7 protein-coding genes are annotated in these 9,077 nt (G+C 74.0%); 5 read left to right on the forward strand and 2 right to left on the reverse strand.

The window, feature by feature from the left end:
- Window positions 1–17: 17 nt before the first annotated feature.
- A complete protein-coding gene (locus ADY59_RS45145) occupies window positions 18–998 on the reverse strand; it encodes a hypothetical protein (RefSeq protein ID WP_049576861.1) in 981 nt (326 codons plus the stop codon).
- 130 nt (window positions 999–1,128) lie between these two features.
- Here ADY59_RS45145 and ADY59_RS50845 point away from each other — a divergent pair, with 130 nt between their 5' ends.
- The 5 genes from ADY59_RS50845 to ADY59_RS45170 are packed head-to-tail and all read left to right on the forward strand — an operon-like array spanning window position 1,129 to window position 8,391.
- The gene (locus ADY59_RS50845; protein ID WP_049576850.1) at window positions 1,129–3,276 is read left to right on the forward strand and encodes a fibronectin type III domain-containing protein; all 2,148 of its coding nucleotides are present in this window, start codon (window positions 1,129–1,131) and stop codon (window positions 3,274–3,276) included.
- A gap of 16 nt (window positions 3,277–3,292) precedes the next feature.
- Entirely contained in the window at window positions 3,293–4,279 is a 987-nt protein-coding gene (locus ADY59_RS45155) for an AAA family ATPase (RefSeq protein WP_053175777.1), read from the forward strand.
- On the forward strand, window positions 4,279–5,358 hold the full coding sequence (locus ADY59_RS45160; protein WP_053175780.1) for a DUF58 domain-containing protein: 1,080 nt from the start codon (window positions 4,279–4,281) through the stop codon (window positions 5,356–5,358). Before ADY59_RS45155 ends, ADY59_RS45160 begins: the two co-directional genes overlap by 1 nt.
- A complete protein-coding gene (locus ADY59_RS45165) occupies window positions 5,355–7,403 on the forward strand; it encodes a DUF3488 and transglutaminase-like domain-containing protein (protein ID WP_156326136.1) in 2,049 nt (682 codons plus the stop codon). Before ADY59_RS45160 ends, ADY59_RS45165 begins: the two co-directional genes overlap by 4 nt.
- Before the next feature lie 43 nt (window positions 7,404–7,446).
- Window positions 7,447–8,391: a winged helix DNA-binding domain-containing protein gene (locus ADY59_RS45170; protein ID WP_197094162.1), complete on the forward strand. Its 945-nt coding sequence runs from the start codon at window positions 7,447–7,449 to the stop codon at window positions 8,389–8,391.
- Window positions 8,392–8,465: 74 nt separating this feature from the next.
- On the opposite strand, the gene ADY59_RS45175 is transcribed toward ADY59_RS45170, so the two are convergent.
- Window positions 8,466–9,077: hypothetical protein (locus ADY59_RS45175; RefSeq protein ID WP_231619197.1), on the reverse strand; the 612-nt coding region annotated here is incomplete at its 5' end.

The raw sequence follows: 9,077 nt of genomic DNA on the forward strand, positions 1-9,077 counted from the left end.
GTCCTGGGGCAGGGTGGTCATGAAGTGCGCTCCAGGTGGCCGTGGGAGAGCCAGGCGGGCTCGCGGGACGGATCGATGGTGAGGCCGTCGGACCAGGCGAGGCGGTAGGGGAGCTCGGGCCGCGGGGCCTCGTCGACGGCGCGGGCGATCGCGGCCGGGTCGTGCCAGGGCGCCGGGGCGTCGAAGAGGAAGCCGTCGAGCACGGCGGCGAGCCGCTCGCGGGACGCCGTCTGGGCGAAGGTGCGCCAGGTCTCGGTGGGCAGCAGCGTGAGGTTGCGGGTGGTGCCCGCAGAGTCGGCCAGGCGGCCGGCGGCGCGGCGGGAGGCGTCGCTGTAGGAGTAGATGGCGGCGCGCAGGTCGGTGCACACGCGGTCGAGCTCGGGCCAGCGGGTCAGGATCGTGCCGTGCAGGCTCTGGGCCCGGTGCGCGATCTCTTCGGTGCCCCACAGCTTGGGGGCCTGCTCGCGCAGCTCCTCGATGGTGCCGGTGGTGAGCGTGATCAGCTCCAGCGCCCACAGCCGGAAGGCGCGCGCCAGGTTGACGGCGCTCTGCCGGGCCTCCTCCATGGTGGTGCGCGGGTCGGCGACGTTGAGGTCTTCGAGGGCGAGCAGCCGGTGCATCTCCGACTGGCCGCCGTCGTCCATCATCCGCCTGATGAACATCAGCCCGACCACGCTGGTGAACGACGCCCGGTAGCGCAGCTGGTTGGGCTTGGGGAAGACCTCGCGGATCGCGCCGAGCCCCTTGAGCACGCGCAGCCGGTTGTCGAACTGGTCGGCCGGGTGGGCCCGGCAGGCGAAGCGCATCTGGTCGTGCGTGAGCCACTCCTCGCCCGCCTCGGCGAACGCGGCGAACAGCGTCTCGGCGATGTCGACGAGCGCGGGGTCGTCGACCACCGCCCCGCTGTCGCGGGCCAGCGCCGCGAACATGCGGCGATAGGTCGACAGCACCGCCTCGTCGGTGAGCGCGGAGTCGAGGGTCAGGGGCTGCTCTGGCACGCGCACTAAGGTACGGCCTCGCACCGACAATCCTCGCCCGCATGCGCGTGCTACTCCGGCACGCTAGGGTGACCCCTGATACATACGGGGGCAAACGCACAGTAATCAGTACGACGGAGTGAGTAATCGCATGCGCGTACTCCGGGGCGATCGGGGGACGGCTCTGATCGCCGGGGCGGCGGCGGTCATCCTGGCTGGGGCGGCGGCGTTCTTCGGCGTGGGCGTGTCGAGCGCCAACCCGAAGCTGGCCGATGTCGGAGCCTGGCTGTGGACCGCCGCGCGAGGAAAGATCGTGCACGTCAACGGCCTGTCCGGGGACGTCGACGGCTATCTCGACGACAAGGCGGGCAAGCAGCTCAAGGTCGTCCAGGACGGCTCGCACGTGCTGCTGGTCGACGAGCGCACCGGCTTCGTCAGCCGGATCGAGCCCAGCCAGCTCAGCGTCACCCAGACGCGCGACTTCGGCACCGCCGGCGTGCAGCTGGCGCTGTCGGGCGGCACCGGCTACGCCGTGGACCCGCAAGGCGAGGTCCAGCAGATCGACCCGCTCACCCTCAACACCGTCGGCGCGCCGCTGACGCTGCCCGGCCCGCTGGGCGCGGCCCGCATCGACGGCGCCGGCACGCTGTGGGTGCCCGTCACCGCCAAGGGCGAGGTGGTCCCGGTCTCCGGCGGCGTGGCCCGTACGGCAGTGAAGGTCGGCGAGCCCGGCGAGGAGCTGGCCGTCACCATCGCGGGCTCCGTCCCGCTGATCGTCAACACCCGCGCCGCCACGGCCACGCTCATCGGCGCGGACGGCGGCGTGGGCGAGATCATGCTGCCCAAGGAGGTGGCGCAGGCCGCCGAGGGCGGCGTGCTCACCCCGGCTAGCACCGAGGGCCCGCTGGTGCCGGTGCTGACGGCGGGCGACTCCGGGCTGCTCGTGGTGATCGACACCGCGTCCAACTCGGTGCTCAACACCAGGTTCGAGTCCTCCGACCCGGCCGCGCTCGGCGTGCCGCAGGTGCTGGGCTCCAAGGTGTACGTGCCGGACCGCAGCAGCGGCGCCCTGATCGTCTGGGACAGCGCCGCCGGCGGCCGCCCGACCACCCTCCAGGTGGCGCAGGGCCCCGGCGAGGTGGACGTGTTCGTCAAGGACGGGCTGCTGTGGGCCAACGACGAGAACGGCGACAAGGCCATCGTCATCGACCCGGAAGGCCGCAAGCACGACATCGACAAGGACGATTCGGACGTCCCGGGCCCGACGAACACGCCCAAGCCCAAGACGCCGAGGCCGGAGCCGACCCACACGCAGGAGCGGGACGAGCCCGCCACGTCCGCGCCGGACCCGCGTCCCACCCGGACGGACGAGGCCGAGCCCGAACCGGACCCGGAGCCGACGCGTACCAGGACCAGGAAGCCGACCCCGACGCCGACGCCCACCCCGACGCCCACTCCCACCCCCACGCCGTCGGCGACCGCGCCCGGCAAGCCGGGAGCCGTGACCGCCAGGTCCGGTCCGGGCCGGGTGGACATCAGCTTCAGCCCGTCCGCCGGCGGTGAGGTGGAGCGCTACACGCTGAAGGTGAACGGCGGCGCGGGCGGCGTCACGCCCGAGCGGGTGGACGCGGGCGGGCCGTTCCGGTTCGAGTTCACCGCCGAGGAGTGCGCGGGCGAGTACACCTTCACCGTCGTCGCGCACTGGTCCGGCGGCGAGGTCGAGTCCGACCCGAGCGCCGGGGTCAAGCCGTGCGTGGCGCCGGGGCCGCCGTCGGGCTTCGCCGCCAAGGCCAAGAACCGCGGCGCCGACCTGACCTGGAGCGCTCCGGAGAACGCCGGCCAGAACGTCACGTACGTCCTGTCGGGCGCGACGGACAAGGACGGCATCAGCGGCACCTCGTACAGCGTCGAGGGGCTGAAGAACAACCAGAAGCACACCTTCAAGCTGAAGGCCAAGAACGCGGCAGGGGAGAGCCAGGAGGTCGTCACCGCCGAGGTGGACCTGGCTTATCCGCAGCACGCCTTCCGGAACGCGCACAACGACCAGACCGACACCCGGATCAACTCCTGTACCACGGGTAACTGCAAGATCGGCCAGATCGAGAAGGGCAAATACCTGGACCTGACCGTCATCTGCCAGGCCAAGGGCATGTCGGTGACCGAGTCGCAGTCGGGGGAGACCAGCGACGTGTGGAACCGGATCGTCTGGAACGGAGGCGTCGGCTACATCAGCGACACCCTCATGGCCATCCCGGGCGATGGTTTTCCCAAGGCCCCGCTGTACGAATGCACCGACTGAGTTAGGGGAACTCGGCGTGACGCATTACTCCCACGAGCAGACCCAGCAGCCCGCGCAGCTGGCCGGCCAGTTCGCGCAGCGCTTCCAGCTGCTGGCCGGCAACATCGAGCACGTCATCAGGGGCAAGCGTGAGGCCGTCGAGCTGGCGCTGATCTGCCTGTTCGCCGAAGGGCACCTGCTCATCGAGGACGTGCCGGGCACCGGCAAGACCACGCTGGCCCGCTCGATCGCCGCCAGCGTGGACGCCGAGTGGCGGCGCGTGCAGTTCACGCCCGACCTGCTGCCCAGCGACATCACCGGCGTGTCGATCTTCAACCAGGCGCACCAGAAGTTCGAGTTCCACCAGGGGCCGGTGTTCGCCAACATCGTGCTCGCCGACGAGATCAACCGCGCCTCGCCGAAGACGCAGGCGGCGCTGCTGGAGGTCATGGAGGAGCGCCGCGTCACGGTGGACGCCGAGCCGCACCCGGTGCCCCGGCCGTTCCTGGTCGTCGCCACGCAGAACCCGGTCGACATGGACGGCACGTACCCGCTGCCCGAGGCCCAGCTCGACCGCTTCCTCATGCAGATCTCCGTCGGCTACCCCGACCACGCGTCGGAGGTCCAGGTGCTCAAGGGCATGCCCACGGGCCCGCAGGTCGAACGGCTGCCGGTGGTCGCGCGCGCCTCCGACGTGGCCGGGATGATCGACTTCGCCACCCGCATCCACGTGGCCGACCCGGTCTACGACTACATCGTCGCGCTCTGCGCCGCCACCCGCACCAGCCCGCACCTGCGGCTCGGCGCCTCCCCGCGCGGCAGCCTGGCACTGCTGCGCGCCGCCCGCGTCAAGGCCGCCGCCGCCGGACGGCACTACGTGGTGCCCGAGGACGTCAAGGCGCTGGCCGTGCCCGTGCTGGCCCACCGGCTGATCCGCACCCCCGAGGCCGAGCTGCGCGACGTCACCGCCGCCGGCGTGCTCGGCGACCTGCTCGCCGGGATGCCCGTGCCCCAGGCGGCCTAGTGCTGACGCCGCTCGGCTGGGGGACGCTCGCCGGCTCGGTCCTGCTGTACGCGGCCGGGTTCGCGCTCGGCTACCCGGAGCCCGTCGTGCTCGCCACCGGCGGCCTGCTCGCGCTGGCCGCCGCGCTCGCCTGGACCGCGCCCAGGCCCAGGCTGGAGGTGCGGCGCGAGGTGACGCCGCTCAAGGTGCCGCGCGGCGAGGCCGCCGTCGCCGTCCTGCACGTGCGCAACCTCGGCCGGCAGGGCCTGAGCGGGCTGCGCGCCCACGACAGGATCGGCGCCGCCGAGCACACCGTGGACCTGCCCCGGCTGCCCAGAGGCGGCACCCGGACCGTCTCGTACCCGCTGCCCACGCAGGTGCGCGGCGACATCCCGGTCGGCCCGCTCACGCTCGTGCGCGCCGACCCGCTGGGCCTCACCCGCCGGGTCAGGGAGTACGGCGGGGCGGCGACGCTCCTGGTCCGGCCGCGCACGGTCGCGCTGTCGGTCCCGCCGTCCGGCAAGGCCCACCACCTGGAGGGGCCCACCAGCGACAACGCGCCCAGCGGCACCGTCACCTTCCACACCCTGCGTGAGTACGTCGTCGGCGACGACCTGCGGCACGTCCACTGGCGCTCCAGCGCCCGCACCGGCACGCTCATGGTGCGCCAGCTCATCGACGCCAGCCTGCCCACCACCACGGTCGTCCTCGACACGCGCGAGCTGACCGAGCTCGCCGTCGACGTCGCCGCCTCCGCGGCCGTCGCGGCGGCCGCGGCCGGCTTCCCCGTGCGGGTCGTCACCGGTGAGGGGCCGCTGGCCGAGACGAAGTCCGACGGGGAGCTGCTGCTCGACCGGCTCGCCCTGGTCGGCCCCGGCACGGCCGGCGTCACGGAGGCCATGCGGCTCTCGCGCGGCGGCGGCTCGCTCGTCCTGGTCACGGCCGACCCGGCCGAGGCCGGTCGCGTCGCCGGCGTCCGGCGCCGCTTCGACCGCGTGATCTGCGTGTACGTCGGCGCGGGCGCCGTCAGCGCCCCCGGCGTCACCCTGGTGCCGGTCACCGATCTGAACGCCCTGCCGCTCCTGTGGGGGGCCCGATGACCGCACCCGCATGGCGCCGCATCGCCGGGCTCGTCCTCGTGGCCGCGCTCGCCGGGACCGCCGGATGGGGGTTCCACCGGGTGTTCCCCGGCGCCGAGCTGATCGTGGCCGTGGTGCCCGGCGCCGTCGCGCCCGCGCTCGTCGCGGCCCTCACCCGGTCCCGGCCGCTCTGGCTGGCGCTGATGCTCGACGTGGTGCTCTGGTTCGCCGGCACGATCGCGCTCTACCGGGGATTCGCCCCCGGGCTGTTCGCGGACGTGGCCGACGCGTGGCAGGGGCTGCTCACCACCCTGCTGCCCGCCCAGCCCGAGCCGCACCTGCTCGTCCTGGTGCACACGCTCGTCTGGGCCGCCGCCGTCATCGGCGCCGAGGTGCTCAACCGCACCCGCACGCGCGTCGCCGCCGCGCTGCCGTCGATCATCGTGTACGGGGTAGCGCTGCTGTTCGGCGTGGACGGCACCGGGTCGAACCTGCCGGTGGCCGGTGCCGTGGTCGTCCTCGTGGTGGCCCTAGCGCTGGTCAGGGAGGAGCGCCCGGCGCTGTGGCTGCTCGCCGGCGTGCCCGCCGGTGCCGTGCTGGCCGCGCTCGCCCTGGTCGCCGGGCCGCTGCTGCCCATCGCCGCGGAACCGTACAATCCCCGCGAGAACGCCGAGCTGCCGCCGCCCCGCCGCGTCGACAGCGTCAGCCCGCTCGACCGCGTGTCGGCCTGGCTGCAGTTCCCCGGACGCGAGCTGTTCACCGTGAAGGCCGACAAACCGCACAACTGGCGGCTGGCGGTGCTCGACCGCTACGACGGCGTCCGGTGGACGTCCGCCGCGCGTTTCCAGCCGACCGGCGGCCGGGTGCCCGAAGGGGAGTGGGACGGCGAGGCCGAGACCGTGCGGCAGAGCGTCACCTTCAGCGGCCTGCCGGGCACCTGGCTGCCCGCCGCCGAACGGCCGGTCGAGGTCACCGGGGTGCGCGGGCTGGCCGTCGACCCCGGCAGCGGCTCGCTGCTGGCCGCCGGGAAGCCGGGCAAGGGGTTCACCTATCAGGTGACGTCGCGGGTGGCCAAGCCGTCCAAGCAGGACCTGCTCGACGCCACGCCCGCCGCCGACGCGTCGCTGACGGCCTTCCCGGCCGGGCCGCAGGAGAAGCTGTTCAGGAAGCTGGCCCAGGAGGCCACCAAGGGCGCGGACCTGCCGATCAAGCAGGCGTACCGGCTGCAGAGCTACCTGCGCGCCAACGCCGGCTACGAGGTCGCGGCGCCGCCTGGGCACTCGCTGAAGGGGCTGGAGTTCTTCCTGGAGACCACGCACCGGGGGACGTCGGAGCAGTTCGCCTCGGCCTTCGCGCTCATGGCCAGGACGCTCGGCATGCCGTCACGGGTGGTGGTGGGGTTCCGGCCCGGCGAGGCGGAGCCCGGCGGGGTCTATCGCGTCAGGTCGGGGCATGTGATGGCGTGGGCGGAGATCAAGTTCGACAGGCTCGGCTGGCGGCCGTTCTACCCGACGCCCGGCCGCAGCGGCTCCAAGGACGACCACGACGTGGTGTCGTCCGCCATTCAGGAGAGCGAGAAGCTGGCGGGCGAGTTCACCCAGGGCGGGACGGACAAGCCGAAGCAGTCACGGCCGTCGGACGCCGGGACCGCCGAGGAGTCCGCCGGCGGCCCCTCGCCGTGGCTGATCGCGCCGATGGCCGGTGCCGTGCTGCTGGTGGCCTACCTGGGGGTGGCGATGGTGCGGCCTTGGTGGCGCAGGCGGGCCCGCCGCAACGCCCCCGGCCCCGGGCAGCGGGTCCTCGGCGCGTGGCGGCAGACCTGCGACGACCTGGGGCTGCGGGACGCGCGGGCGCTGACCGCCGAGGAGGTGGTGGCCCGGTCCGGCGCCATCAGCCCGGATCTCCAGCCATTGGCCGACATTTCCAACTATGCCCGCTACGCTCCCGAGGACATCGCGCCCGAAGCCGCCGACGAGGCCTGGCGCCGCAGCGACGCCGTACGCCTCGCCGTACGCGCCCGCACCCCCGCCACCGCCCGCCTCCGCGACCGCCTGCTCCTGAGATGACCGCCTGATGATGGAATGAACGCCTGATCCTGGAATGGACGCCATGCGCAGTGTCGAAGCCCAGCTCCTGCACCGGCCGCCGGGGCTCGGCGCCGGCGACGTCGTGCGCCACCTGCTCGCCGTGCAGGCCCAGGACATCGTCTCCGCCCTGCTCGCCTTCCGCGCCCGCTCGGCCACGCTCACCAGGGCGGACGTCGAGGCGGCCTGGCAGTCCCGGGAGATCGTCAGGACCTGGGGGCCGCGCGGCACCCTCCACTTCGTCCACGCCGACGACCTGGCCTGGGTGCACGCCCTGACCCGGAGCGACACCGGCGCGCTGCGCCGCCTCGCCCAGGAAGGCGTCACGGGCGACGACCTCCTCCCGCTGATCGAGCGCGCCCTCGCCGGTCAGGGCCCCCTCACCAAGGCCGACCTCGCCGAGCGCCTGGCGGGCCGGGCGACCGGCCAGGGCATCGTCCACCTGGTCGCGCTGGCCGCCTCGCACGGCCTCGCCGTCCTCGGCCCGCCGCGCGCCGGCAAGCCCACCTACGTCCACGCCGCCGACTGGCTCGGCGCGCCCGTCACCCCCGAGCCGGACCGCGGCCGCGCCCTGGCCGAACTGGTTCTGCGCTACCGCCGCGCCCACCACCCGGCGGAGCCCGGGGACCTGGCCGCCTGGTCGGGCGTGCCCCTCGGCGACGCCCGCGCCGCCTGGCGTCCCGCCCCGGCCCCTCCCACCGCGGCGGACGACCCCGTCGTACGGCTCGCGCCCGCCTTCGACGAGTACCTGCTGGGCTGGAAGAGCCGCGACCCGATCCTCGCGCCGGAGCACGCCCGCGCGGTGTTCCCCGGCGGCGGCATCCTGCGTCCCGTCGTCATCGCCGGCGGCCGCGTCGCGGGCACCTGGAGCCGCAAGGCCGCCGCCGTCACGGTCACCCCGTTCACCGACGTGCCCGGCGGCCTCCTCGACGCCGAGATCGCGGACGTGCGCCGCTTCCTCGGCGGCTGACCCGGGTCCGGCGTCCCGGCGATGACTTCGGCGGTGCGCGCGCCCGGCTCCGGCATCACGCGGCCACCGTGTGGTCAGCCGGAGTTCCTCGGCACGGCTCCCCGGATGCACGCCGGTTCCGACCAGGCGATCGTGCTGCTCTTGGCGATGTCCAGGGGGACGCCGACCACGAAGCAGTAGCCCTTGTCCGGGTCGAGGCCCGCGATGCGGGTGGCGGTGGAACCCGCTTCCACGGGGGTGAGGGCCTGGCCGCCCCGCTCGACGGGGGAGCGCTGGACCACCACCGGGTAGCGGCGGGCCTTGGCGGTCAGCGTCCACGACAGCTCGACCAGCGCGCCCTGGTCGGCGGTGACCTTCACCCGGCGGGGGGCCAGCGCGGCGACGGCGCGCGCGTCGATGCTGGGGGACCCGGTGGGGGAGTCCGTGGCGGGCTCCCCGGCCTGCCCGCTCGGCGGGGTCGTGGCCTGCCGGCCGACCGGGGGGCTGGAGCGTTGCACGGACAGCCACACGGCCAGGACGGTGCCCGCCACGGCGACGGCCGTGACGCTCGCGGTGATCGCCACCTTGACCTTCAGCCCCGTCCTCGCCGGGGCGCCACGGTGCGAGGGGACGGGCGGTGCGCCGCGGACCGGGGCCGCCTCCCGGGTGGGGGCGAGGCCCTGCGGCTGTCTCTTATACACATTCTG

This window comes from Nonomuraea sp. SBT364 (genome assembly GCF_001083785.1).
GTDB lineage: Bacteria > Actinomycetota > Actinomycetes > Streptosporangiales > Streptosporangiaceae > Nonomuraea.

Excerpts from the sequence above, each read along its gene's own strand:
- ADY59_RS50845 (WP_049576850.1), top strand. The coding sequence starts at position 1,129 with ATGCGCGTACTCCGGGGCGATCGGGGGACGGCTCTGATCGCCGGGGCG.
- ADY59_RS45165 (WP_156326136.1), top strand. The coding sequence starts at position 5,355 with ATGACCGCACCCGCATGGCGCCGCATCGCCGGGCTCGTCCTCGTGGCC.
- ADY59_RS45170 (WP_197094162.1), top strand. The coding sequence starts at position 7,447 with ATGCGCAGTGTCGAAGCCCAGCTCCTGCACCGGCCGCCGGGGCTCGGC.